Source organism: Pseudomonas sp. IT-P44 (assembly GCF_949768225.1).
GTDB lineage: Bacteria > Pseudomonadota > Gammaproteobacteria > Pseudomonadales > Pseudomonadaceae > Aquipseudomonas > Aquipseudomonas migulae.
Genome location: NZ_CATKQM010000013.1, coordinates 396,471 through 421,440, shown reverse-complemented (window position 1 = coordinate 421,440; position 24,970 = coordinate 396,471). Strand labels below are relative to the sequence as shown.

Here is a 24,970-nt window from a genome sequence, read left to right as displayed (position 1 = left end):
TAGAGTGGGCAAAAACACACAAGGACCACCTTATGTGCCTGATTGTCTTTGCCTGGCGCCCGGGCCACGCCCAGCCGCTGATCGTCGCCGCCAACCGCGACGAATTCTATGCCCGGCCCAGTCTGCCCTTGGCGCAATGGCCCGAAACACCGCACGTCTACGCCGGTCGCGATCTGGAAGCCGGCGGCACCTGGCTCGGTGTCGGCGCCAACGGGCGCTTTGCGGCGCTGACCAATATTCGCGATCCCCATCAACCGGCCGCTCGAAAATCCCGAGGCGAACTGGTTGCACGATTTCTCAGCGGCGACATGCCGATAGATGATTATTTGGACGACGTTGTCGGACGTTCACTCGAATATGCCGGTTTTAACCTGCTGATCGGCAATGCCAATGAACTGTGGCACTTCAATGCCCGGGAGCTTGAAGCGGTGCTGCTGCCGGCCGGGGTGTATGGGTTATCGAATGCTGGCCTGGATACGCCGTGGCCGAAGTTGCTCAAGGCGCGAGCGGCGCTGGAGGCTGTTCTGGAGGATCCGCAGCCTGAGGCGTTATTGGCGTTGCTCAGTGATTCGCAGACAGCGCCTTTTGCAGAGCTGCCGGATACCGGGGTGGGTCTGGCGACCGAGTCGTTGTTGTCGAGTGTGTTTATTGCCAGCCAGAGTTATGGGACGCGGGCGAGTACGGCGTTGATTGTGCAGGCGGATGGGACGCGGCTGATGGTCGAACGGAGTTTCGGGCCGTATGGCGGGCATTTGGGGGAAGTTGAGGTCAGAGTTTAGATTTTCGGCGTACTAGGGGACGCCTTCGCGGGCAAGCCTCGCTCCTACAGGATTTACGCGTTCCATGTAGGAGCGAGGCTTGCCCGCGAAGAGGCCAGCAGCCTTTAGAGAGCTTTGACCGCTGCTGGGCTGACCATCTTCGCCAACCCAAGATTCTTCAGCGCCAGTTGCAGCGAGCTGTGGATAACTTGCGGGTTGTCGATGGTCATCAGCTCCGCGAGCAATTCCTTGGCCTTGCTCAGGTTGATCTGACGCAGCATCCACTTCACCTTCGGCAGGTTGGTGGCGTTCATCGACAAACTGTCGAAGCCCATCGCCATCAGCAGCACCGCCGCCGCCGGATCCCCCGCCATCTCGCCGCAGATGCTCACAGGCTTGCCTTCGGCATGGGCGTCACGCACCACGGTCTGCAACGCCTGTAGCACCGCCGGGTGCAAGTAGTCGTAGAGGTCGGCCACTCGCGGGTTGTTGCGGTCAACGGCCAGCAGGTACTGGGTCAGGTCGTTGGAACCGACCGACAGGAAGTCCACTTGCCGCGCCAGTTCCTTGGTCTGATACACCGCCGCCGGAATCTCGATCATCACGCCAATCGGCGGCATCGGCACGTCGGTGCCTTCGTCGCGGACTTCGCCCCACGCCCGGTGAATCAGGTGCAAGGCTTCTTCCAGTTCATGGGTGCCGGAGATCATCGGCAGCAGAATCCGCAGGTTGTTCAAGCCTTCGCTGGCCTTGAGCATGGCGCGGGTCTGCACCAGGAAGATTTCCGGGTGGTCGAGGGTGACGCGAATGCCGCGCCAGCCGAGGAACGGGTTGTCTTCCTTGATCGGGAAGTACGACAGCGACTTGTCGCCGCCGATGTCCAGGCTGCGCATGGTCACCGGTTGCGGGTGGAACGCGGCGAGTTGCTCGCGATAGATCGCCAGCTGCTCTTTTTCGCTCGGGAAGCGCTGGTTGATCATGAACGGCACTTCGGTTCGGTACAGACCGACACCTTCGGCGCCGCGCTTTTGCGCCCGCGCCACGTCCGCCAGCAGGCCGGTGTTGACCCACAGCGGCATGCGGTGACCGTCGAGGGTCACGCACGGCAGGTCGCGCAGGGAATCGAGACCGAGCGCCAGTTGTTTCTCTTCTTCCACCACCTCGGCGAACTGCTTGCGCAGCACATCGCTGGGGTTGGTGTAGACCTCGCCGCGGTTGCCGTCGACGATCAATTCGATGCCGTCGACCTTGGCATAAGGCAGGTCGACCAGACCCATCACCGTCGGGATGCCCATCGCCCGGGCGAGGATCGCGACGTGGGAGTTACCTGAACCGAGGACCGAAACCAGACCGACCAGCGTGCCTTCCGGCACCTCGCCGAGCATCGCCGGCGTCAGTTCTTCGCTGACCAGAATGGTTTTTTCCGGGTAGACCAGGTTCTGCTGACGCTCTTCCTGCAAGTAGGCGAGCAGACGGCGACCAAGGTCCTTGACGTCCGATGCGCGCTCACGCAGGTAGGCATCGTCCATCAATTCGAAACGGTTGACGTGCTCAGTGACCACCTGGCGCAGCGCGCCCTGGGCCCACTGACCGGTCTTGATCACCGTGGTCACTTCGCTGCCGAGCGCCTCGTCGGCGAGCATCATCAGGTAGACGTCGAACAGGGCGCGCTCTTCGGGGCGCAACTGCGAGGCCAGTTTGGCCGACAACGCACGCATGTCGGCGCGCACGCCTTCGATGGCGGTCTTGAACAACGCCAGTTCGGCGTCGATGTCGCTGATGGTCTTGTCCGGCACCACGTCCAGATCAGCCGGTGGCAGCATGACCACCGCCGTACCGACCGCCGCACCCGGCGAACCCGGCACGCCGATGAACTTGGCTTCCTGGATGCCTTTGCCCTGACGGCCCAGGCCTCGGATCGAACCGGTGGCCTCGGCGTGGGCGATAACCCCGGCGAGTTGCGCGCTCATGGTCACGAGGAAGGCTTCTTCACCTTCATCGAACTGGCGGCGTTCTTTCTGCTGAATGACCAACACGCCGACAACGCGGCGGTGGTGGATGATCGGTGCCCCGAGGAATGAGGCGTAGCGCTCTTCACCGGTCTCGGCGAAGTAGCGGTAGCGCGGGTGATCCGCGGCGTTTTCGAGATTCAGGGGTTCTTCACGCGTGCCGACCAGGCCGACCAGACCTTCGTTGGGTGCCATGCTGACTTTGCCGATCGAGCGCTTGTTCAAGCCCTCGGTCGCCATCAGCACGAAGCGGTTGGTCTCGGGGTCAAGCAGGTAGACCGAGCAGACCTGGCTGCCCATGGCCTCTTTGACGCGCAACACAATAATCCCCAACGCCGCCTTGAGATCCTTGGCGGAGTTAACTTCCTGGACGATCTTGCGCAGCGTATTGAGCATGGCTCGGGGTCGAACTCCGTCGTCAGTCGCGCGCTAAAAGGCGCGGGGCAAGCTCTTTGAGAGCGCGTCGATACACCTCGCGCTTGAATGTCACCACCTGGCCCAACGGATACCAATAACTGACCCAGCGCCAGCCATCGAATTCCGGTTTACCGGTCAAATCCATCCGCACCCGCTGCTCGTTGGAGATCAGGCGCAGGAGAAACCATTTCTGTTTCTGGCCGATGCACAGCGGTTGGCTGTGGGTACGGACCAGACGTTGCGGCAAACGATAGCGCAACCAGCCCCGGGTGCAGGCGAGAATTTCAACATCTTCACGCTCCAGACCCACTTCTTCGTTCAACTCGCGGTACAAGGCGTCTTCCGGCGTCTCCTGGGGGTTGATACCACCCTGTGGAAACTGCCAGGCATCTTGATTGATACGGCGAGCCCATAGCACCTGTCCGGCATCATTCGTGAGAATGATCCCGACATTGGGGCGGAAACCATCGGGGTCGATCACGGCAACAACCTCGCAAACGCATGTCGCCGCATTGTTCCACAAAGGTTGTGAAGGCAGCAACGAGCCGGCCAACCTTATGTGCACTCTTGTGAAAAGTCCGTATTCTGGGCGCCTTTCTACAGACTTTTCAGCGAGTAACTGCAATGCGCCTGGCTTTATTCGACTTGGACAACACCCTTTTGGGCGGCGACAGTGACCACGCCTGGGGTGATTACCTGTGCGAACGCGGCTTCCTCGACGCCGTCGCCTACAAGACACGCAACGACGAGTTCTATCAGGATTACCTGGCCGGCAAGCTGGATAACGCCGCCTACCTGAACTTTTGCCTGGAAGTACTCGGCCGCACCGAAATGGCCACGCTGGATCAGTGGCACAGCGATTACATGCGCGACTGCATCGAACCGATCGTGCTGCCCAAGGGACTTGAGCTGCTGAAGAAGCACCGCGATGCCGGCGACAAACTGGTGATCATCACCGCGACCAACCGCTTCGTCACAGGTCCCATCGCCGAGCGCCTGGGCGTTGAAACCCTGATCGCCACCGAGTGCGAGATGGTCGATGGCCGCTACACCGGGCGCAGCACCGACGTGCCGTGCTTCCGCGAAGGCAAGGTGACGCGGCTTAATCGTTGGCTGGAAGAAAGCGGGCATTCGCTGGAAGACAGTTACTTCTACAGCGACTCGATGAATGATTTTCCGTTGCTGGAACAGGTGGCGAATCCGGTAGCGGTTGATCCGGACCCGAATTTGCGCGCCGAGGCCGAGAAGCGTGGCTGGCCGGTGATTTCGTTGCGTGACTGAAATCGCCTTCGCGGGCAAGCCTCGCTCCTACAGGTCATGCGTCAATTATGAAAATGACGCAAATCCCGTAGGAGCGAGGCTCGCCCGCGAAGGGGTCAACTCGGTTTCAAGCGTTAAACAGGCTTGGCACCCATCAACCCGGCAATGGCGATAAAGCAGACGAAGCTGAACAACGCCAGGGCGAAGGTAAACTTGCCGTTCCCCGCCGGCGCCTTGCGCAACTTGTTAAGCCGCACCAACAACCAGAACCACGCCAACGCCGCAACGGTGTAAAGCACACTCGACGCCAGCAACCACGTCTGCCCCAACGGCCAGCCCACCAGATGCACCATCCACCAGCCGGTGAACGGCATGCTCAGCAATGCCAGCCCCATCAACAGCCAGATGAATACCCGAGGCCTTTGCAAGGTTCGGCTGCCCGCCGTCGCGTCGCCATTACGCCGAGTTCGCCAGACCCAGATCCCCAGGCCCAGCGCACAGACCAGCAGCACAACCGTCGCCACCATGTGCGCCACTTTCAGGGCGGTTAACGTTTCCATTGTTCGACTTCCTTATGACCTGCCCATCAGCGTAGCCGCTCAGCCAAGAAACAGCTGATAGGCCGGATTGTCGCTTTCGTCCCAGTACGGGTAGCCGATTTCTTCCAGCGCCGCCGGCACCAGATGACGCTCTTCGTGAGGCACTTGCAGCCCTGCGACCACACGACCGTCCGCTGCGCCGTGGTTGCGGTAGTGGAACATCGAGATGTTCCAGCGCCCGCCGAGCTTGCTGAGGAAGTTGAACAGCGCGCCCGGTCGCTCCGGAAATTCGAAGCGCAGCACCACTTCATCCACCACCTGGGCCGCGCGGCCACCGACCATGTGCCGGATGTGCAACTTGGCCAGTTCATTGTCGGTCAGGTCCAGCACCGGGAAACCTTGCTCGGTCAGGCTGGCAAGCAGCGCGCTGCGTGGATCGTTTTCCGGGTGCGTCTGCACGCCAACGAAGATGTGCGCTTCGCTGCCGGTGTTGTAGCGGTAGTTGAATTCGGTGATCTGGCGCTTGCCGATGGCTTCGCAGAACGCCTTGAAGCTGCCCGGCTTCTCGGGGATGGTCACGGCGATGATGGCTTCGCGGCCCTCGCCCAGCTCGGCGCGTTCAGCCACATGGCGCAAGCGGTCGAAGTTGACGTTGGCGCCGGAATCGATGGCCACAAAGGTGTGCCCGGTGACAGCGTGCTGCTCGACGTATTTCTTGATCCCGGCCACGCCCAGGGCGCCGGCAGGTTCAGTGATCGAGCGGGTATCGTCGTAGATATCCTTGATCGCCGCGCAGATCTCGTCGGTGCTGACCGTGATCACTTCATCGACATAGTCTTTGCAGATGTCGAACGTGTACTGACCAATCTGAGCGACCGCGACGCCGTCGGCGAAGAGGCCCACGGTCGGCAGCACCACGCGCTCGCCGGCGGCCATGGCAGCTTGCAGGCAATTGGAGTCGTCCGGCTCGACGCCGATGATCTTGATTTCCGGGCGCAGGTATTTCACGTACGCCGCGATACCGGCAATCAGCCCGCCGCCGCCGACCGGAACGAAGATCGCATCCAGACGCCCAGGGTGCTGGCGCAGAATCTCCATGGCCACCGTGCCCTGCCCGGCAATGGTGTGGGGATCGTCGTACGGGTGAATGTAGACGTAGCCTTTTTCGTCGACCAGTTTCAGCGAGTAAGCCAGGGCTTCCGGGAACGAATCCCCGTGCAGCACCACTTTGCCACCACGGGAACGCACGCCTTCGACTTTGATTTCCGGGGTGGTCTTGGGCATGACGATGGTGGCTTTCACGCCGAGCACTTTCGCCGCCAGGGCCAGGCCCTGCGCGTGATTACCGGCCGAAGCCGTCACGACGCCGCGCGCGCGCTCTTCATCGCTCAACTGCGTGAGCTTGTTGTAGGCCCCGCGAATCTTGAACGAGAACACCGGCTGCAAGTCTTCACGCTTGAGCAAAATACTGTTGCCCAGCCGCTCGGAGAGCTGGCGGGCAGTCTGCAATGGGGTTTCTACGGCAACGTCATAAACGCGCGAGGTGAGGATCTTTTTGACGTACTGTTCGAGCATCGGAAAGCATCACTGAGCGGGTTGGGCAGGGCCAAGGAGTCTAACCCGGCTTTCGGGCGTGCGACCACACTAAACAGGTGGTTTTACCCTCCCCGGAAGGGATCATGAACCTGTAGGAGCGAGGCTTGCCCGCGAAGAGGCCGGCACATCCAGAATAAATGTTGGCAGTAAGAACGCTTTCGCGGGCAAGCCTCGCTCCTACAGGGATCGGTGGCGGTCTGCCAATCGGGCAATGACCTTCCCCGTCCCGGGGCCTATAATGCCGGGCTTTCGTTCCCCCTCTTCGGCACTTCGGAGCCCGCATGACCCAGGATCAACTCAAACAGGCAGTAGCCCAGGCCGCCGTCGACTTCATCCTCCCGAAACTCGACGACAAGAGCATCGTCGGGGTCGGCACCGGCTCCACCGCCAACTGCTTCATCGACGCACTGGCGCAACACAAAGGTGCCTTCGACGGCGCAGTCGCCAGTTCCGAAGCCACCGCCGCACGCCTCAAGGGCCACGGTATTCCGGTGTATGAGCTGAATACCGTCAGTGACCTGGAGTTCTACGTCGACGGCGCCGACGAAAGCGACGAACACCTGAACCTGATCAAGGGCGGCGGCGCAGCCCTGACCCGCGAGAAGATCGTTGCGGCCGTGGCCAAGACCTTCATCTGCATCGCCGATGGCAGCAAACTGGTGCCGGTGCTCGGCGCGTTCCCGCTGCCGGTCGAAGTGATCCCGATGGCCCGCAGCCACGTGGCCCGCGAGCTGGTGAAGCTCGGCGGCGACCCGGTTTACCGTGAAGGCGTGCTGACTGACAACGGCAACATCATTCTGGATGTGTTCAACATGCAGATCACCAACCCGGTCGAGCTGGAGACGCAGATCAATGCGATCGTCGGCGTGGTGACCAACGGTTTGTTCGCGGCGCGTCCTGCGGATCTGCTGTTGCTGGGCACCAGCGAAGGCGTGAAGACCCTGCGCGCTCAATAATCAGACACGCCGATAAACCTGTGGGAGCGAGCCTGCTCGCGATAGCGGTCTTTCAGTCAACATCTCTATCGACTGACACGACCTCATCGCGAGCAGGCTCGCTCCCACATTGGTTCCGGGGTGTTAGTTAGGGTTGCACTGGTTTCTTGAAGACGTAGAACAGGTTCGGCTCGCTCACCAGGTACATCGTGCCGTCGTCATCCATGGCGATCCCTTCCGCTTGCGGCACCGTCTTCTGCAACCCCTGACGCCCCTTGTTCAGTGACATGGTGCTCAGCGGACGCCCGTCCACATCCAGTTCCAGAATCAGTCGCGACTCGTCGGACAGCGCCAACAGGTGACCGCTGCGCTCGTCGTATTGCAGGCTCGACAGGTCTCGCACAAACATCCCGGCATCGCGCTTGGGGTTGTTGACCACGTGCACCGCATAGGATTTTTCCGGGTTGTAATGCGGAAAGCCCTGCACTTCATAGATCAGCATCGGGTCGCGCTCCTTGGCGACAAACAGCCGCTTACCCACCGAATCGTAGGCCAGGCCTTCAAAACCCTTGTTGCTGCTCATGTGCACGCCGAGGGTTATCTGCTCGGCATCCGCCGCGTCGAGGAACGTCGTGTCCTTCTCCAGATGAATCTTGATCAGCCGCTGCTGACGCTCGTCGGTGATGACGTAAGTGTCGGCGCTGATGAATTCCACCGCTTCCGGATCACCGAAGCCGACCAGCGCGATGCGCTGAAGGATCTGGCCTTCCAGCGACAGCTCGATCAGCTCGGAGTTTTTATTGGTGACGGTGAACAGGCTTTTGCGGACCGGATCGAAGGTCAGCGCTGACACATCGTCGTCCAGGCCTTCGATGACCCGGCCCTCAATGACAACCTGATAGTGATCCAGTCCGATCGACTGGGCGCTTTCTGCCTGCCAAAGCGTATGCAGATTGAACCAGGCCCGCTCAAACAGACGCAGGTGTTGGCCGAACGCAACCAGCACGGTCAGCGCGATCACCGAGAGAATCAGGATCAGGGGTTTGGGGCGGGCAAGTCGGCGCATTCAGGCAAGCTCGGAATCAGGACGGGCGGATGAAATACCACGGCAGTCTGAATTGAAGCTTAAAGGCCGTTGGGTTGGCCCTACAACTGAGCGTCGTGTTTCCTACACATTCGCAGATCAAGGTCGCGAATCAGCGCTGCTTTTCGAATCGGTAGAACAGGTTCGGCTCGCTCACCATATACAGCGTGCCCGCCTCGTCCATGGTCACGCCTTCGGCGCGGGGAATGGTCTTCTTCAGGCCATTGAAACCACCCAGCAAGGTCATGAAACTGACCTGCTCGCCCTTCTCGTCCAGCTCCAGCAGCAAGTGGGAATCGGCGGACAACACCAGCGTATGGCCAGTACGCGGGTCGATGGCCAAGGCCGACAGGTTGCGGATGTCCAGCGCGTCACTGGCCAGCTTCTGCTTGTCGCCGGTGAGTGTCAGGCCGTCGGCGCTTTTCCAGGTGAACAGCGCTGGTGGACGCTCCTCACCCAGCAGCATGTGTTGATTGTGCGCATCCCAGACGACCGCTTCGAACGCTTTGTTCTGGTCTTTCGACGGACCGAGGTCGTACTTGGGGAAGTTGGCGATGTTCAGCTCGCGGGTATCGGCGTCGACCTTGACGATGCTCAGCAAATGCTCACGCTCATCGACAATGGCCAGCAGACCGTTGCCCATGACCGTCACACCTTCCGGGTTGCTCCAGCCCACCAGTGGCATTTTGCGCAGCACTTCACCCTGCAGGTCCAGCTCGACCAGGAACGGGTTTTTGCCCATCACCGAGAACAGGGTTTTGGTTTGCGGGTTGTAGGCCAGGTCGGACGCTTCGTCCTTTTCCATCCCCGGCAGTGACTTGGCATCGATCACCGCCCGGTAATCCGGGAGCCAGATACTTTCCTGGCGTTCAGCCGGGCTTTCGAAACGCTCCAGCACCCAGAGCACACCGCGGTCATCCCAATGCATGGCAAAGGCGAGGCCATACGCGGCGGCCGCGACCAGCAAAAGCCAGGCATACCAACGCATGAAAAAGCGCGGGCGACGGGCAGTTTTAAGCGTGGGCAGCGATTGGATGGCCATCAGGGGATGCGTTCCAGAAATTCAGGCTAAGGGTAATAGCACAATTGGGACCGGCTCAGACGCCAGAAGCCCGGGAATTATCCAGACAAGATGTGAAAAAAACGGGAAATGGCGGGATTGCCCTGCATGAGCGCCGCTTTCTTCAGATCGGAACACAATCCCCTGTAGGAGCCGGCTTGCTGGCGATGGCGGCCTAACATTCAACATCTCTATCGATGTTACACCGCTATCGCCAGCAAGCCGGCTCCTACAAGGTTTTGCGGTGTGTCAGCGGACGCTGCTGGTGAAGCTGCTTGCGCCTGGCAGTTCCAGAACGATTTCGTCACCCACATTCAGCGGGCCGACACCGACCGGCGTGCCAGTCAGGATCACGTCGCCAGCCTGCAGCGAAAAGCAGCCGGCCATGTGCTGGATCATTGGCACGATCGGGTTGAGCATCGCGCTGCTGTTGCCATCCTGGCGCACTTCGCCGTTGATGGTCAGGCGGATGCCGATGTCGGTCAGGTCGGCAAATGTGCTGCCGGATACGAACGGGGCAATCACTGCCGCACCGTCGAAGGACTTGGCGATTTCCCACGGCAGGCCTTTGGACTTCAGCTCTGCCTGCTTGTCACGCAGGGTCAGGTCCAGCGCTGGAGCAAAACCGGAAATAGCATCAAGGACTTCTTCACGGCTTGGTTTGGTCGACAAAGGCTTGCCGATCAACACCGCGATTTCGGCCTCGTAGTGCACTGAACCGCGCTCGGTCGGAATGCTGAAACCGCCTTCCAGCGGCACGACACAGCTGCCTGGCTTGATAAACAGCAGGGGCTCCGTTGGCACCGGGTTGTCCAGTTCCTTGGCGTGTTCGGCATAGTTGCGGCCGATGCAAACCACTTTGCCCAATGGGAAGTGGATGCGTGTACCGTCGACATACTGGTGCTGATAGCTCATTGACCGACTCCTGGTTCGTAGCGCTTAAGTTCGAAAATCAAACAGCGAAAATCTTGCCCGGGTTCATGATGCCGTTCGGATCGAACACCGCCTTGACCGCTTTCATGTACTCGATCTCAACCGGGGAGCGGCTGTAGGTCAAGTAGTCACGCTTGGTCATGCCCACGCCGTGTTCGGCGGAAATCGAGCCGTTGTACTTCTCGACGGTTTCGAACACCCACTTGTTCACGGTCGCGCACTTGGCGAAAAACTCGTCCTTGCTCAGGTCATCCGGCTTGAGGATGTTCAAGTGCAGGTTGCCGTCGCCGATGTGGCCGAACCAGACGATTTCGAAGTCCGGATAGTGTTCGCCGACGATCGCATCGATTTCCTTAAGGAACGCCGGGACTTTCGACACAGTGACCGAAATGTCGTTCTTGTACGGCGTCCAGTGGGAGATGGTTTCGGAAATGTATTCGCGCAGTTTCCAGAGGTTTTGCAGCTGGGTTTCGCTCTGGCTCATCACGCCATCCAGCACCCAGCCCTGCTCCACGCAATGCTCGAAGGTTTCCAGCGCGTGGTTGGCCACTTCTTCAGTGGTCGCTTCGAATTCCAGCAGCGCGTAGAACGGGCAGTCGGTTTCAAATGGCGCCGGCACGTCACCGCGCCCCATGACCTTGGCCAGGGCTTTGTCAGAGAAGAATTCGAACGCGGTCAGGTCAAGTTTGCTCTGGAACGCGTGCAATACCGGCATGATCGAGTCGAAATCGGCAGTGCCAAGCACCATCGCGGTGAGGTTTTTCGGCGCCCGGTCCAGGCGCATGGTCGCTTCGACCACAAAACCGAGGGTGCCTTCAGCGCCGATGAACAGCTGACGCATGTCGTAGCCGGTGGCGTTCTTGATCAGGTCGCGGTTCAGTTCCAGCACGTCACCCTTGCCGGTGACGACTTTCATGCCGGCGACCCAGTTACGGGTCATGCCGTAGCGAATCACCTTGATCCCGCCGGCATTGGTGCCGATATTGCCGCCAATCTGGCTCGATCCTGCGGAAGCGAAGTCCACCGGGTAGTACAGGCCTTTTTCTTCGGCGACGTTCTGCAAATGCTCGGTCACGACGCCCGGCTGGCACACGGCGGTGCGGTCGGTGAGGTTCACGTCGAGGATCTGGTTCATATAGTCGAAGGACACGACCACTTCGCCATTGGCGGCCACCGCAGCGGCAGAAAGCCCGGTGCGCCCGCCGGACGGCACCAGCGCCACCTTGTGTTTATTGGCCCACAAGACGATGGCCTGGACCTGCTCGGTGGTCTTCGGGAACACGATGGCGGTCGGGGCCGGGGCGAAATGCTTGGTCCAATCCTTGCCGTAAGCGTTCAGGGAGTCGGCATCGGTCAGTACCTTGCCAGGCTCGACCAGGGTCTTCAGTTCATCAATCAGGGCAGGATTGGTCATCGACAGAACTCTCGAACAATTCATGGTCATCCTGAGAACGCTTCACGTCGCAGGAATGAGTGTTTGCGGGGCGCTTATGCTAGCATACCGACCCCGCAGGATAGTGCCCAACGGCTGTTCTGCGGCGACGGCTGTCGTGCCGTCGGGGTCAGCGTCTGTTGACCATTTCCTGCCATTTTTCTCCGGGATACAGGTTTACGCAGATGAGCAAGACTTCTCTCGATAAGAGCAAGATCAAGTTCCTTCTTCTCGAAGGCGTCCACCAATCGGCTGTCGACGTTCTCAAGTCGGCGGGCTACACCAGCATCGAGTACCTCACGGGTTCTCTGCCGGAAGCCCAGCTGAAGGAAAAGATCGCTGATGCTCACTTCATCGGCATTCGCTCCCGCACTCAACTGACCGAAGAGATCTTCGATCACGCGAAGAAGCTCGTCGCTGTAGGTTGTTTCTGCATCGGCACCAACCAGGTTGACCTGAACGCTGCCCGCGAGCGCGGCATCGCAGTGTTCAACGCTCCGTACTCCAACACTCGCTCCGTTGCCGAGCTGGTGCTGGCCGAAGCGATCCTGTTGCTGCGCGGCATCCCTGAGAAGAACGCTTCCTGCCACCGTGGCGGCTGGATCAAGAGCGCGGCCAACTCCTTCGAAATCCGTGGCAAGAAGCTCGGCATCGTCGGTTATGGCTCGATCGGTACGCAACTGTCGGTCCTGGCTGAAGGCCTGGGCATGCAGGTTTACTTCTACGACACCGTGACCAAGCTGCCTCTGGGTAACGCGACCCAGGTCGGCAACCTGCACGAGCTGCTGGGCATGTCCGACATCGTGACCCTGCACGTTCCGGAAACCGCTGCGACCCAGTGGATGATCGGCGAGCAGGAAATCCGCGCCATCAAGAAGGGCGGCATCCTGATCAACGCCGCTCGCGGCACCGTGGTCGAACTGCAAGCCCTGGCGGACGCGATCAAGGACAAGCACCTGATCGGCGCGGCCATCGACGTATTCCCGGTGGAGCCACGCTCCAACGACGAAGAGTTCGAAAGCCCGCTGCGCGGCCTGGACAACGTGATCCTGACCCCGCACATCGGTGGTTCCACCGCTGAAGCGCAAGCCAACATCGGTCTGGAAGTGGCCGAGAAACTGGTCAAGTACAGCGACAACGGTACGTCGGTATCGTCCGTGAACTTCCCGGAAGTGGCCCTGCCGGCTCACCCTGGCAAGCACCGTCTGCTGCACATCCACGAGAACATTCCGGGTGTGATGAGCGAGATCAACAAGGTCTTCGCCGAAAACGGCATCAACATCTCCGGTCAGTTCCTGCAGACCAACGAGAAAGTCGGCTACGTGGTGATCGACGTAGACGCCGAGTACTCGGACCTGGCGCAACAGAAGCTGCAACACGTCAACGGCACCATCCGTAGCCGCGTGTTGTTCTGATAGCGACTTGAGCGACAAAAAAGGAGACCTTCGGGTCTCCTTTTTCTTGGGCGCGACTAACGTTACTTAACGTTGACGGTGATTTTCTCGGAGAGGATCGGCGGATCGAACGGCATGTGGTTGCTATCGCCAAGCTCGAGTTGCAAGGTGTGCTTGCCGGGCGTCAGCGTTACTTCAGCCTGAGTCTGCGCGTTGCCGAAATGCTGGTGGTTGGCATCTTTGGGGATCGGCGCACCGGCGGCTGGCAACTCATCGACATCGATCAACAAGTGGTGATGACCGGTGTTCTTGGTGGGATCACCCGCCGGGGCCAGCGCAATGTTCTCGACAGCGAATTTGACGACGACAGTCTGCGGGACCGTCGCACCGTCTTCAGGAGAAACGATGGACACTTCAGCACCCTTGGGTGCCGGCGTAGCCGCACTGGCCAGCACCGAAACACCCATCAGCAGGCCAGCCAGCGCAGCACGTGACATAAAGGTTTTCATTCTCTTCTCCAGTTTTTTCGTAAAATCCATGTGACCATGACAACTTCATGGCCATTCGTTGTCGAAGGCACTCGACAACCATAGCAAAGCGAGCCTGAACCAGCGCATCGCGATAAATGTATTCAAAGGAGTGACCATGCGCTTTTTGCCTGGCCTGATCTGCCTGCTACCCCTTTTGAGCCCTTTGGCTCATGCCGAACTGATTGACGATGTAAACGACCGCGGTGAATTGCGAATTGCCCTTGAGGCTAATACACCACCTTTCAATTTCAAGGACGATGGCCAACTCTCGGGCTTCGAAGTCGAACTGGGCCAACTGCTGGCCAATGAACTGGATGTAAGGGCCGATTTCGTCGTCACCGACTCCAGCGATCTGTTGACCGGCGTTGAAAGCGGCAAGTACGACATCGCCATCAATCACATAACAGAGACTCCGGCGCTCAAGGATCGTTTCGACTTCAGCGAACCTTACATTCACACCGATGCGCATCTGATCGCGCAGAAAGAAGAGCCGCGTTCAATCCTGTTGGTGCAGTCGCTGACGCAAGAAAAGCCGAAAGCCGCCCCGGCCGAGAACCTGGCCATTCCGTTTCAGAAAGGGAACCCGGCGTTTCATGCCAGCCTGGAGAACGCGTTGCAGCGGATAAAGGCAGATGGGCGACTGGAGGCACTGGAGAAAAAATGGTTTGGGGCGGATGCCGCCGAGATACCGAAACCCTAAGGCCACGGACAATCACCGCAATCCCTTGTAGGAGCCGGCTTGCTGGCGATAGCGGTTTAACATTCGACAAATGTGCTGACTGATACACCGCTATCGCCAGCAAGCCGGCTCCTACAGGATGCGTGTACGGAATCAGATTTGCAGCGCGGCGGCGGCTTCAGCCAGTTCCAGCTCGCTGAAGACCTGCACGCCATGGCGCTTGAGCAACGCCGCCGTCACGCCTTCGCCGCTGACTTTCACGCCGCTGAACGTGCCGTCATAGGTCAACAGGTTGCCGCAGGATGGGCTGTTGGCCTTGAGCACAGCGATGCGGATGTTGTGTTTCTGTACCAGCTCCAGCGCCTGGTAGGCACCGCTCAGAAACTGCGCGCTGACATCCTCGCCCTCGGTGGTCATCACCGCCGCCTGCCCCTCCAGCACTTCACTGCCCTGCCCGCCCGGAATCTCCGCCGCCGCCCGTGGCGTCGGCAAGCCACCGGCAACTTCCGGACACAACGGCACGACGCGACCTTCGTCGACCCACTGTTGAAGCTGATCGAACGGCCCGCTGGCACCGCTGTCGTAACGCACGCGGTGGCCGAGCAGACAGCGACTTACCAGAATTTTCTGCATGATCAGAACAGCTCGTTGCCACGACGCCGGAACCAGCCGGTCAACGACAGGCGATCGCGGGTCGCGGGCAGGACTTCGTGGGGCACTTCGCCCGACAGGAACACCACCAGGCATCCGCCGGTGGGCACCACATCGTATTCGACGCCTTCCTTGAGGTACATGCGCAACTGACCGCCGTGCTCCGGCAGCCAGGCGTCGTTGAGGTAGACCACCGCCGAGACCATGCGCCGATCATCGTCGCGGAAGCGGTCGACATGCTTGAGGTAGAAAGCGCCGGGCGGGTACATCGCGAAATGGCTTTCAAAGTCTTCGAGGCCCAGATACAACCCGCGATTCAATGCCTCGCGCAGGCTGTCCATCAATTGCAGGTAACTGTCGCAAGCCAGCGCCTGACCCGGCTCGATCCACTGGATTCGGTCGCCGCGAATTCCCTCGCGAATCTCCGATGTCGGCCCGCGGCCCACGGCGGCCGGGGCCAATTCACCCTCGGCGGCACGTTTACGGCACTCAGCCGCCAGTTCTTGGGTCAGACCCAAAGGCAGGAAAATGTTCTGCTGCGACCAGCCGCGCTCGGCCAGGTCGTCGACGATACGTAACAGCAGCGGGTGATCAGAGGGTATTCGCATGGCGCGCATAGTATTCCTGTGCCGGAAAATCCGACAGAGCCGCGCGGCGGCTTGATACGAATTCTCGACAAGTCCCTATGCCACACGGAGAATAGTCGCCTGCTGACAGGAGTCCCTATGCGCCGTTTGCTTTTCTCACTGATGATGTTCTGCGTTTTGCCCGCTTGGGCAGACGGCCACGACCAGTTGTACAAGGTCGCCGGCTGGCCAGAACAACGCGCGCATTTCAGTGATGCCCTTTCAGCCGCTCAGCAGCGTTACCAGAACAGCCTGCCGCCCGCCGTGTTTCAGGCGCTGGTGAACAACAGCAATCAGCGCTTTGCCCCGCAGGCCGTGGACCAGCGCGCCGAAGCGCAATTGCGCAAAACCCTGGCCGATCCTAAACCTGCACTGGCTTTTTTCCAGTCGCCGCTGGGCAAGAAGATCGTCGCCGCCGAGTTGCTGGCGACCCGTCGCGATCAACTGGCGAAGAACGCCAAAGGCCTGCCGAAGATTCAGGCCAGCGACAGCCGCACGCTGATCATCGGTCACCTCGCCCAGGCCTTGCCCGCGCGGGAGGCCGGTGCGGAAGTCAGCCTGGCGATTGCCGGCGTCGCGGCCGACAGCCTGAGTTCGATGATCCCCGGCCTGCTCGGTGGCGGTCAGGCGCAGGGGCTGTTGAACGGTCAGCGTCAGCGCTTGATGGACCAGATCGGCAGCGACCTCAACAACACGCTGTTGTATGTCTATCGCGATCTGTCGGATGACGAGCTGGAAGAGTTCGCCACGTTTGCCGAGTCGGCGGAAGGCAAGGCGTATTACCAGGCGGCGTTGGCGGCGATTCGGGCAGGGTTGGCGGTGGGGCAAACCCCTTCGAACCTCAGTCAGTAATCTCGGCGCCTGCAAGGGCCTCTTCGCGAGCAAGCCCGCTCCCACAGTTGACCGTGTTTTCCCAAACAACTCGGTCAACTGTGGGAGCGGGCTTGCTCGCGAAGAGGCCCTGACAGGCACTACAAATTCCGGCCCTTGATCCGCTTCGTCAAAAACCCGAAATACTCCCCGCGCAACGCCACCGTCTCATTCGCCAAATGATGCCGCGCCTCAGGCAGCATCAACACCTGAGGCCGATCGAACTTGGCTTTCAACACCTCAAGATTGTGCTGCCAATCCACCGTCATGTCCGCCTGCCCCTGCACGATCAGCGGCCGTCGAGTGCTGTCCGGCGCAGCTTCGATGCGTTTGATCCAGCGCGCCAGCGCCCCAACCCAGGCCGTCGGCAAGCGCAGCGGTTGCAGCGGGTCGGCTTGCAGGAACGGCAGGAAATCCGGGTCGTTGGAGTTCTCGCTGAAGCGTCGGGCGATGGCTTTGACGAACGGCTTGAGCAGGTAATAACTGAGCTGCGACCAGCCCCAGGCGCGCGGCCTCACCAGCGGCGACAACAGGATCACCTGGCCCTGGGCCGGGCTGCCCGCCCCTTCGTTGAGCACATGGTCGATCACGATGGCGCCACCGGTGCTTTGACCGCACAGGTGCCACGGCTGCGGCAGATCGAGGGATTTCGCCTCGGCGAACAGCCCTTGCAGCGTGTCCTGATACTCGGCGAAATCGTTGATGCTCGCACGCTCGCCGCTGGACAGGCCATGCCCCGGCAAGTCGCAGGCAATCACCGCGAAATCCTGATTCAGCGCCCACTCGATCACATGCCGGTAGAGCCCGGTGTGATCATAGAAACCGTGGAACACAAACAGCGTCGCCTTCGCCCGCTCCGGCCACCACACCTGGCCGACCACGTCATAAGCGTCCACTTCAAAACGCCCAAGGCCCCTGCGCAACTGACGCCCCGGAAAATCCAGCCCGTAGAACCGCTGGTATGCCTGCGCCTCTTCGGACAGCGGCTGCCACTCGGCCAGGGGCCGCAGGCTGGCACGCAAATGATCGGGGGCGAAAGTGGCGGACATGGGCGATTCCAGAGCACGAAGCGGACTTTATAAGCCTGCGATATTCATCTGTCGCGGCAAGCATGGCAAGCTGGGCGACCTTCGAGGATCGACACTCATGCGTTCGCCCTACCGCACCCCACTGCTTGCCTGCCTGCTCGCCCTCGTGTGCGCCGGTGTTTTATGGGCGGCGTACGACTGGTTTCAAGGACGCTACCTGCGGGCGTTCAGCGAACACACGGCGGTGTTTTCCGGTGACCCGTTGCACCTGCCCGACAACCTCGCCGGCCCCGGCGCCATTCGCTTGGTGCACTTCTGGGACCCGGCCTGCCCGTGCAACGTCGGCAATCAACAACACCTGAGCGAACTGGTCGAGCAGTATGTGCCGCAAGGCGTCGAGTTTTATGCGGTACAAAAACCCGGCAGCCACGGCCAGTTGCCGAGCACGCTGAGCAGCCTGAAAACCATCACCGTCCTCCCTGGTTCCGAACAGATCCCGGCCAGCCCGGCCGTGGCGATCTGGGACCGCAGCGGCAAACTGGCCTACTTCGGCCCTTACAGCGAAGGCCTGACCTGTAATTCGAGCAACAGCTTCATTGAGCCGATCCTACAAGCGTTAAACGCGGGCCGCACCGTCAATGCCACGCACACGCTGGCCGTCGGGTGTTACTGCCCGTGGCCCGCCGACACAAAGCAGTAAGACCGCGCAGACGCGAATCCCTCCTAAGGGCGATGGGCCGATTCGGCAAGCCGTGTTAAACAGTGGCGCCAGGGAACTGCTGCCACTAATAACAACAAGGAGTCACCATGAAACGTAGCCTGACCGTTCTCGCACTGCTGATAGTCGCGCTCGCCGCAGGTGCCGGCGGGTACATCTACAGCAAGCAACCGACGCGCCAGGGCATGGTCGAGCTGCAACACTTGCAAGGCTCCGTCACCGTCCGTTACGACGAACGCGGCATCCCGCACATCCGCGCCGAAAACGAAACCGACCTGTACCGCGCCCTCGGCTATGTGCACGCCCAGGACCGGCTGTTTCAGATGGAAGTCCTGCGCCGCCTCGCCCGTGGTGAACTGGCCGAAGTGCTGGGCCCGAAACTGCTCGACACCGACAAGCTGATGCGCAGCCTGCGCATTCGCGAACGTGCCGAAACCTACCTGGCGAACATGGATCAGCAGTCGCCGGCCTTCATCGCCATGCAAGCCTATCTGGACGGCATCAACCAGTATCAGGACAGCCATGCAAAACCTGCGGAGTTCGATGTACTGGGCATTCCAAAACGCCCGTTCACCGCGCAGGACACCATCAGCATCGCCGGTTACATGGCCTACAGTTTTGCCGCGGCGTTTCGCACCGAACCCTTGCTGACCTATGTGCGTGATCAACTGGGCGCCGAGTACCTGAACGTCTTCGATCTCGACTGGCAGTCCAAAGGCGTGCTGGCGAACAACCACAGCAGCACCCCGCCGCCTCTCGCCAGCGCCGACTGGAAAGGCCTCAACGCCCTCGCCCGCCTGAGCGAGCAGGCGCTGGCCGACAACGGTTTGCCGCAGTTCGAGGGCAGCAACGCCTGGGTCGTCGCGGGCAATCGGACCAAAAGCGGCAAGCCGCTGCTGGCGGGTGATCCGCATATCCGCTTCTCCGCGCCGTCGGTGTGGTACGAAGCGCAGCTCTCGGCGCCGGGCTTCGAGCTCTACGGTCATTATCAGGCGTTGATGCCGTTCGCCTCGCTGGGGATGAACCGCGACTTCGGCTGGAGCATCACCATGTTCCAGAACGACGACCTCGATCTGATCGCCGAGAAGGTCAACCCGGACAACGCCAACCAGGTCTGGTATCGCGGCAAGTGGGTGGACATGGTCACCAGCGAACAGCAAATCGCGGTCAAGGGGCAGCCGCCGGTGAAGTTGCTGCTGCGCCAGTCGCCACACGGGCCGATCGTCAACGATGCGCTGGGCAACAGCGTCGGCAAAACGCCCATCGCCATGTGGTGGGGTTTTCTCGAAAGCCAGAACCCGATCCTCGAAGGTTTCTACCAGCTCAACCGTGCCGACACCCTGGCCAAGGCGCGCAGTGCCGCCGCCAAGGTCCAGGCGCCGGGCCTGAACATCGTCTGGGCCAACGCCAAGGGCGACATCGGCTGGTGGGCAGCGGCGCAACTGCCGAAGCGTCCGGCGGGTGTGCGGCCGTGGTTCATCCTCGACGGCAGCAGCGCCGAAGCGGACAAGGACGGCTTCTACCCGTTCAGCGCCAACCCGCAGGAAGAGAACCCGGCGCGGGGCTACATTGTCTCGGCCAACTTCCAGCCCGTTTCGCCGACCGGCATGGAGATTCCCGGTTACTACAACCTCGCCGATCGCGGGCAGCAGCTCAATCGCCAGCTCGGTGACAAGTCCGTGAAGTGGGATCTGGATGCCAGCCAGAAGCTGCAACTGGGCACCACCACCGCCTACGGCCCGCGTTTGCTCGCGCCGTTGTTACCAGTGCTGCGCGAGGTGGTGAGCGATCCCGCCGAACTGAAATTGGTGGAACAACTGGCCCAGTGGACAGGCGACTACCCGCTGGATTCCACCAGTGCCACGCTGTTCAACCAGTTTCTGTTCAACCTCGCTGACGCGACGATGCACGATGAGCTGGGCAACGACTTCTTCGAGACGCTGCTCTCGACCCGGGTGATCGACGCTGCGCTGCCGCGCCTGGCCGCGAACGCCGACTCGCCGTGGTGGGACAACCGCAACACCCTCGGCAAGGAAACCCGCGCCGACACGGTCAAGGTGGCGTGGCAAGCGAGCCTCGCGCACCTCAAGAGCACGCTGGGTGCGGATTTCACGCAATGGCAGTGGGGCAAGGCGCACACGCTGACCCATGGTCATCCGCTGGGGCAACAGAAGCCGCTGGACCGGATTTTCAATGTCGGGCCGTTCGCGGCACCGGGCACTCACGAGGTGCCGAACAACCTTTCGGCCAAGATCGGCCCGGCGCCGTGGCCGGTGACTTATGGGCCGTCGACCCGTCGCCTGATCGACTTCGCCGACCCGGCGCACAGCCTGACCGTCAACCCGGTGGGCCAGAGTGGCGTGCCGTTTGACCGGCATTTTGATGATCAGGCTGAGGCGTATGTCGAAGGGGTGTACTTCCAGGCGCATCTCAATGATGAAGAGGTGACGGCGAATACGCGGAGTACGTTGAAGCTGTTGCCGGCGCGGGCTGTGCCTTAGATTTTTGTTGGCCGGGCTGACGCCTTCGCGGGCAAGCCTCGCTCCTACAGGAATAGGTCACTTGTAGGAGCGAGGCTTGCCCGCGAAGAGGCCCTGACTGACCACACAAATGTCAGCTCAAACCATCGCCGCAAAATTCAACCTGAACTGCTGCGGCGTCACACCCAACCGGCGATTGAACACGCTGCGCATATGCTGGGCATCGCGAAACCCGCACTGATACGCCACCGTCTTCAACGGCGCGACGGTGCTTTCGAGCATCACCCGCGCCGCATCCACCCTCGCCCGTTCGACGAATTCCGCCGGGGTGACCTTCGCCTCTTTGGCAAACACCCTGGAAAAGTTGCGGGCGCTCATGTTGGCGGCGTTGGCCAGGTCAGCAATGGTCAGATCGCCGGTCAGGTTGGCCAGCACATAATGCTGAACCATCGCCACCGCCGACGTCGGCTCGGCGTGGGGCGTGAGGAATGGACTGAACTGCGATTGCCCGCCCGAGCGCTGCGTGAACACCACCAGTCGCTTGGCCACGCTGAGCGCCACTTCCGGCCCATGATCCCGGGCCAACAAGTACAACGACAGATCGATCCCCGCCGTGACCCCGGCCGAGGTATAGAGCTCGCCGTCCTGCACGTACAAGCGATCAGCCTCGACCTGCGTCGAAGGGCACAACGCTGCAAGTGCAGCGGCATCGCCCCAATGAGTCGTCACCGTCCGCCCTTCGAGCAAGCCTGCCCGGGCGAGCATGAATGCACCGTTGCAGATCGAGCCGAACCGTTGCGCCAGCGCGCTGGCATCGCGCAGCCAGGCATCGAAGGCCGCGCCGAAATCCATGAACGGCAACTGCGGCCCACCGGCCACCAGCAACAAGTCGTACGCCCCCAGCGCCTCGCTGAAATGCCGATGGGCATTAAGGGATAAACCGTTGGAGCACGGCATCACACCGCGCTCGACGCCAATCACCTCCAGTTGATAGTGATCCTGCGGCGCGAGGAAACGATTGGCCTCGGAAAACACATCCATGGGGCCGGTGACGTCCAGGGACTGAACGCCGGCGAACACCACGATGGCAACGGTTTTACTCATAACAAGGAACACCCTCAATGCACGCAGACTTTGTAGGAGCCGGCTTGCTGGCGATGGAGGGTCAGTCGACATCAATGTTGCTGACATACCATCGCCAGCAAGCCGGCTCCTACAAGGTGTGCGCATGACGTAAATCCATGCGCAGGACCTCAACCGTAGCCAATCCGCGCCCAACAAGCGAGGTTGGCGCGATATGCATGCTCATTGGCAAGGATCGCAGCCATGGATCGATTGTCCGGTTTTGGGGCCGGGAACAGACTTGTTCCATCAGCGCCGCCACGGCGTACCCCACGAGGACAGCACCATGAGCAGCACCATCGCCGGCATCAAAATCCCCGACAGTGCATTGGCCCGGGCCACCACGGAATACATTCGCGACGTCGAATCCGACCTGCTTTATCACCACTCGCGCCGGGTGTTTCTGTTCGGCGCTTTGAGCGGTGAACGCAAGCAACTGGCCTACAACCCGGAGCTGTTGTACGTCGGCGCGATGTTCCATGACTTGGGTCTGGTGGAAGGTCATCGCAGCGACGATGAACGCTTCGAAGTCGATAGCGCCAACGCCGCCAAAGCATTTCTCAAGCCTTATGGCCTGAGCGATGACGACATTGAGCAGGTGTGGTTGTCGATTGCCCTGCACACCACGCCGAACGTAGTGCATCACCTGCGCCCCAACGTGGCATTGGTGACGGCGGGCGTTGAAATGGATGTGCTGGGGATCGACTACGCGGCATTTCCCACGGCGCAGCGTGAGGCGGTGGTGCACGCGCATCCACGGGGCGAGGGGTTCAAGGAGTGCATCCTGTGTGCGTTCGCCAACGGCTTCAAGCACAAGCCGGACACCACGTTCGGTACGGTGAACGCGGATGTGCTGGTGGACAGCGAGCCAGGGTTCAAGCCGATGAACTTCGTCGAGATCATCCGCAAGTCTCCCTGGATTGCATAAAACCTGTAGGAGCCGGCTTGCTGGCGATGGAGGGTCAGCAACATTGATGTCGACTGACACACCATCGCCAGCAAGCCGGCTCCTACAGTGGGTTTGGGTTGGCCACGTAATTGTGGCCAACGCTTTAAGCCGCTTCCGGCGCCTGCTGCGCGCGACGCACGTCCGGTTGCTTCCACGAATCGGCAGCGCTTTCTTCGATGGCCTGCTGAATCGCACGCTTGCGGCTTTCTTCGGCACGGCGGCTGAAGAACCAGACCAGGAAGGTCATCAACGACACCGCCAGCAGAATCAGGCTGGCCACGGCGTTGATCTCAGGCTTCACGCCCAGACGCACCGCCGAGAACACTTCCATCGGCAAGGTCGTCGACCCCGGCCCCGACACGAAGCTGGCCAACACCAGGTCATCCAGCGACAGCGCGAACGACATCATGCCGCCCGCACCCAGGGATGGCGCGATCATCGGGATGGTGATCAGGAAGAACACCTTCCACGGCTTCGCCCCGAGATCCATGGCGGCCTCTTCGATGGACAGGTCCAGCTCACGCAAGCGCGCCGACACCACCACCGCCACATACGCCGCACAGAACGTGGTGTGGGCGATCCAGATGGTGACGATGCCACGCTCTTGCGGCCAACCGATCATCTGCGCCATGGCCACGAACAGCAGCAACAGCGACAGACCGGTGATCACTTCGGGCATCACCAGCGGCGCGGTGACCAGGCCACCGAACAGCGTGCGGCCCTTGAAGCGGGTAATGCGGGTCAGGACGAAGGCGGCCAACGTGCCCAGCGCCACAGCGGCAATCGCCGTGTAGCAGGCGATTTCCAGCGAACGCACCACCGAGCCCATCAGTTGGGTGTTGTCCATCAGGCCGACGTACCACTTGATCGACCAGCCGCCCCACACTGTCACCAGTTTCGAGGCGTTGAACGAGTAGATCACCAGGATCAGCATCGGCGCGTAGATAAACAGCAAACCCGCGATCAGCATGAAACTCGAGAAACGGAAGCGCTTCATTCTTTACCCTCCATTTCCTTGGCCTGACTGCGGTTGAACAGGATGATCGGCACAATCAGGATCAACAGCATCACCACCGCCAGGGCAGACGCCACCGGCCAGTCACGGTTGTTGAAGAACTCTTGCCAGAGCACTTTACCGATCATCAGGGTTTCCGGACCGCCCAGCAGTTCCGGGATCACGAACTCGCCCACCACTGGAATGAACACCAGCATGCAACCGGCGACGATACCGTTCTTGGACAGCGGAATGGTGATCTTCCAGAAGCTGTTGAACGTACTCGAACCGAGGTCGGACGCCGCTTCCAGCAGGCTGTTGTCGTGCTTCACCAGGTTGGCGTAGAGCGGCAGGATCATGAACGGCAGGTACGAATAAACCACGCCGATGTACACCGCCAGGTTGGTGTTGAGGATCTGCAGCGGTTCGTCGATCCAGCCCATGCTCATCAGGAAACCGTTGAGCAGACCGTTGTTGCTGAGAATGCCCATCCACGCGTAAACGCGGATCAGGATCGCGGTCCAGGTCGGCATCATGATCAGCAGCACCAGCACCGTTTGCAGCTCTTTGCGGGCACTGGCAATGGCGTAGGCCATCGGGTAACCGATCAGCAGGCAGAGGATGGTGCTGATCAGCGCCATCTTCAACGAACCGAGGTAAGCGGCGATGTACAACTCATCGTCGCCGAGCATCGCGTAGTTGCCGAGGTTGAGCAGCACCTGCAGCTTCTGGTCTACGAAGTTATAGATTTCGGTGTACGGCGGAATGGCCACGTCGGCTTCAGCGAAGCTGATCTTCAGGACGATGAAGAACGGCAGCATGAAGAACATGAACAGCCAGAGGAACGGAACCCCGATGACCAGCTGACGGCCACCGGGAATTATTCGATTGAGGCGGCGTTTGAAT

24 protein-coding genes are annotated in these 24,970 nt (G+C 60.7%); 9 read left to right on the top strand and 15 right to left on the bottom strand.

The annotated features are described in order from the left end of the window. Window positions 1-32: 32 nt before the first annotated feature. Window positions 33-779, top strand: coding sequence for an NRDE family protein (locus ACM6IO_RS08950; protein ID WP_414911297.1), 747 nt, complete (start codon window positions 33-35; stop codon window positions 777-779). Between the two features lie 104 nt (window positions 780-883). Here ACM6IO_RS08950 and ptsP read toward each other — a convergent pair whose 3' ends face one another. Together ptsP and ACM6IO_RS08940 are read right to left on the bottom strand one after the other, a co-directional pair. Next, complete coding sequence (gene ptsP / locus ACM6IO_RS08945) at window positions 884-3,163, bottom strand: phosphoenolpyruvate--protein phosphotransferase (RefSeq protein WP_008026086.1); 2,280 nt, start codon at window positions 3,161-3,163, stop codon at window positions 884-886. Between the two features lie 22 nt (window positions 3,164-3,185). After that, window positions 3,186-3,665: an RNA pyrophosphohydrolase gene (locus ACM6IO_RS08940; protein WP_007897732.1), complete on the bottom strand. Its 480-nt coding sequence runs from the start codon at window positions 3,663-3,665 to the stop codon at window positions 3,186-3,188. A 143-nt stretch (window positions 3,666-3,808) separates the two neighbouring features. Here ACM6IO_RS08940 and ACM6IO_RS08935 point away from each other — a divergent pair, with 143 nt between their 5' ends. Next, complete coding sequence (locus ACM6IO_RS08935; protein WP_008026084.1) at window positions 3,809-4,465, top strand: HAD family hydrolase; 657 nt, start codon at window positions 3,809-3,811, stop codon at window positions 4,463-4,465. 113 nt (window positions 4,466-4,578) lie between these two features. On the opposite strand, the gene ACM6IO_RS08930 is transcribed toward ACM6IO_RS08935, so the two are convergent. Both ACM6IO_RS08930 and ilvA read right to left on the bottom strand, forming a co-directional pair. After that, window positions 4,579-5,004: a DUF2269 domain-containing protein gene (locus ACM6IO_RS08930; RefSeq protein WP_008026082.1), complete on the bottom strand. Its 426-nt coding sequence runs from the start codon at window positions 5,002-5,004 to the stop codon at window positions 4,579-4,581. Window positions 5,005-5,043: 39 nt separating this feature from the next. Beyond that, window positions 5,044-6,558, bottom strand: a complete 1,515-nt coding sequence (gene ilvA, locus ACM6IO_RS08925; protein WP_008026079.1) for a threonine ammonia-lyase, biosynthetic — start codon at window positions 6,556-6,558, stop codon at window positions 5,044-5,046. 302 nt (window positions 6,559-6,860) lie between these two features. Here ilvA and rpiA point away from each other — a divergent pair, with 302 nt between their 5' ends. Then, window positions 6,861-7,535, top strand: a complete 675-nt coding sequence (rpiA, locus tag ACM6IO_RS08920) for a ribose-5-phosphate isomerase RpiA (protein ID WP_008026076.1) — start codon at window positions 6,861-6,863, stop codon at window positions 7,533-7,535. Between the two features lie 127 nt (window positions 7,536-7,662). On the opposite strand, the gene ACM6IO_RS08915 is transcribed toward rpiA, so the two are convergent. The 4 genes from ACM6IO_RS08915 to ACM6IO_RS08900 form a co-directional block, all read right to left on the bottom strand. Further along, a complete protein-coding gene (locus ACM6IO_RS08915) occupies window positions 7,663-8,580 on the bottom strand; it encodes an SdiA-regulated domain-containing protein (RefSeq protein WP_192227522.1) in 918 nt (305 codons plus the stop codon). A 130-nt stretch (window positions 8,581-8,710) separates the two neighbouring features. After that, the gene (locus tag ACM6IO_RS08910) at window positions 8,711-9,640 is read right to left on the bottom strand and encodes an SdiA-regulated domain-containing protein (RefSeq protein WP_414911296.1); all 930 of its coding nucleotides are present in this window, start codon (window positions 9,638-9,640) and stop codon (window positions 8,711-8,713) included. 267 nt (window positions 9,641-9,907) lie between these two features. Continuing rightward, complete coding sequence (locus tag ACM6IO_RS08905; protein ID WP_008026071.1) at window positions 9,908-10,573, bottom strand: fumarylacetoacetate hydrolase family protein; 666 nt, start codon at window positions 10,571-10,573, stop codon at window positions 9,908-9,910. A 37-nt stretch (window positions 10,574-10,610) separates the two neighbouring features. Next, on the bottom strand, window positions 10,611-12,005 hold the full coding sequence (locus ACM6IO_RS08900) for an FAD-binding oxidoreductase (protein WP_032828611.1): 1,395 nt from the start codon (window positions 12,003-12,005) through the stop codon (window positions 10,611-10,613). Between the two features lie 203 nt (window positions 12,006-12,208). Here ACM6IO_RS08900 and serA point away from each other — a divergent pair, with 203 nt between their 5' ends. Further along, window positions 12,209-13,438 carry a phosphoglycerate dehydrogenase gene (gene serA / locus ACM6IO_RS08895; protein WP_008040764.1) on the top strand — a complete coding sequence of 410 codons (1,230 nt, stop codon included), beginning with the start codon at window positions 12,209-12,211 and terminating at the stop codon, window positions 13,436-13,438. 62 nt (window positions 13,439-13,500) lie between these two features. On the opposite strand, the gene ACM6IO_RS08890 is transcribed toward serA, so the two are convergent. After that, the gene (locus ACM6IO_RS08890; protein ID WP_008026064.1) at window positions 13,501-13,926 is read right to left on the bottom strand and encodes a DUF4399 domain-containing protein; all 426 of its coding nucleotides are present in this window, start codon (window positions 13,924-13,926) and stop codon (window positions 13,501-13,503) included. 136 nt (window positions 13,927-14,062) lie between these two features. On the opposite strand from ACM6IO_RS08890, the gene ACM6IO_RS08885 reads away from it, so the two are divergent. Then, window positions 14,063-14,647: a transporter substrate-binding domain-containing protein gene (locus ACM6IO_RS08885; protein ID WP_008040763.1), complete on the top strand. Its 585-nt coding sequence runs from the start codon at window positions 14,063-14,065 to the stop codon at window positions 14,645-14,647. Between the two features lie 132 nt (window positions 14,648-14,779). Here the strand turns inward: ACM6IO_RS08885 and ACM6IO_RS08880 are convergent, their stop codons facing one another. Beyond that, window positions 14,780-15,259, bottom strand: coding sequence for a DUF523 domain-containing protein (locus ACM6IO_RS08880; RefSeq protein ID WP_414911295.1), 480 nt, complete (start codon window positions 15,257-15,259; stop codon window positions 14,780-14,782). 2 nt (window positions 15,260-15,261) lie between these two features. After that, window positions 15,262-15,894, bottom strand: coding sequence for a 2OG-Fe(II) oxygenase (locus ACM6IO_RS08875; protein WP_414911294.1), 633 nt, complete (start codon window positions 15,892-15,894; stop codon window positions 15,262-15,264). 108 nt (window positions 15,895-16,002) lie between these two features. Here ACM6IO_RS08875 and ACM6IO_RS08870 point away from each other — a divergent pair, with 108 nt between their 5' ends. Next, window positions 16,003-16,755 (top strand): DUF2059 domain-containing protein, encoded by a 753-nt coding sequence (locus ACM6IO_RS08870; protein WP_192227517.1) that lies wholly within the window; start codon window positions 16,003-16,005, stop codon window positions 16,753-16,755. A 119-nt stretch (window positions 16,756-16,874) separates the two neighbouring features. Here the strand turns inward: ACM6IO_RS08870 and ACM6IO_RS08865 are convergent, their stop codons facing one another. After that, entirely contained in the window at window positions 16,875-17,822 is a 948-nt protein-coding gene (locus ACM6IO_RS08865; protein WP_008026053.1) for an alpha/beta hydrolase, read from the bottom strand. A gap of 97 nt (window positions 17,823-17,919) precedes the next feature. Here ACM6IO_RS08865 and ACM6IO_RS08860 point away from each other — a divergent pair, with 97 nt between their 5' ends. Both ACM6IO_RS08860 and ACM6IO_RS08855 read left to right on the top strand, forming a co-directional pair. Then, window positions 17,920-18,501: a DUF6436 domain-containing protein gene (locus tag ACM6IO_RS08860; RefSeq protein ID WP_192227516.1), complete on the top strand. Its 582-nt coding sequence runs from the start codon at window positions 17,920-17,922 to the stop codon at window positions 18,499-18,501. A 107-nt stretch (window positions 18,502-18,608) separates the two neighbouring features. Then, entirely contained in the window at window positions 18,609-21,020 is a 2,412-nt protein-coding gene (locus tag ACM6IO_RS08855; protein WP_414911293.1) for a penicillin acylase family protein, read from the top strand. A gap of 117 nt (window positions 21,021-21,137) precedes the next feature. On the opposite strand, the gene ACM6IO_RS08850 is transcribed toward ACM6IO_RS08855, so the two are convergent. Further along, window positions 21,138-22,103, bottom strand: a complete 966-nt coding sequence (locus ACM6IO_RS08850) for a GlxA family transcriptional regulator (RefSeq protein WP_008040757.1) — start codon at window positions 22,101-22,103, stop codon at window positions 21,138-21,140. A 304-nt stretch (window positions 22,104-22,407) separates the two neighbouring features. On the opposite strand from ACM6IO_RS08850, the gene ACM6IO_RS08845 reads away from it, so the two are divergent. Next, a complete protein-coding gene (locus tag ACM6IO_RS08845; RefSeq protein WP_192227514.1) occupies window positions 22,408-23,049 on the top strand; it encodes an HD domain-containing protein in 642 nt (213 codons plus the stop codon). A 124-nt stretch (window positions 23,050-23,173) separates the two neighbouring features. Here the strand turns inward: ACM6IO_RS08845 and ACM6IO_RS08840 are convergent, their stop codons facing one another. Both ACM6IO_RS08840 and ACM6IO_RS08835 read right to left on the bottom strand, forming a co-directional pair. Next, a complete protein-coding gene (locus tag ACM6IO_RS08840) occupies window positions 23,174-24,067 on the bottom strand; it encodes an ABC transporter permease subunit (protein WP_008026042.1) in 894 nt (297 codons plus the stop codon). Then, window positions 24,064-24,945: an ABC transporter permease subunit gene (locus ACM6IO_RS08835; protein WP_177318183.1), complete on the bottom strand. Its 882-nt coding sequence runs from the start codon at window positions 24,943-24,945 to the stop codon at window positions 24,064-24,066. The genes ACM6IO_RS08840 and ACM6IO_RS08835 overlap by 4 nt, the downstream gene beginning before the upstream one ends. Window positions 24,946-24,970 lie beyond the last annotated feature (25 nt).